This window comes from Pseudomonas sp. FSL R10-0056, assembly GCF_009600105.1.
Classification (GTDB): Bacteria; Pseudomonadota; Gammaproteobacteria; order Pseudomonadales; family Pseudomonadaceae; genus Aquipseudomonas; species Aquipseudomonas bubulae.
Map to the genome: position 1 here is coordinate 1 of NZ_WIWL01000113.1, position 318 is coordinate 318.

Consider the following 318-nt stretch of genomic DNA (forward strand, 5'->3'; position numbering starts at 1 on the left):
CCTCAAGGGGGCCCTCTATGAGCGGGATTTCAGACTTGGCCCGGAGCTTCGAGGAGAAATCGAAGCAGCAAGCCAGCGCTCTCGAGACGGGCGTGACGAACGCCTACAAACAGCACGAACAGACCTTGCTCGCGGCATTGAGATCAAGCGAACAGAGCTTGAGCGCCGCCATCCAGGCCCGCGAGAAAGCGCTAGAAGCGATTTTGAGCACAACCGAGGCCAACACCAGGGCGCTAGTCCTGTCGGGCTGGAAATGGCTCGCCGGGAGCCTGCTGGCGGTGATCTTGGCCGCGAGCGGGGCCCTGTGGTGGACAGGGC

General features: G+C 62.9%; 1 protein-coding gene. It reads left to right on the top strand.

Annotated elements, in window-relative coordinates; all coding sequences use genetic code 11:
• Positions 1–17: 17 nt before the first annotated feature.
• Positions 18–318, top strand: a 301-nt coding sequence (locus tag GHO42_RS06720) for an MbeB family mobilization protein (RefSeq protein WP_256671106.1), incomplete at its 3' end; no start/stop codon positions are given.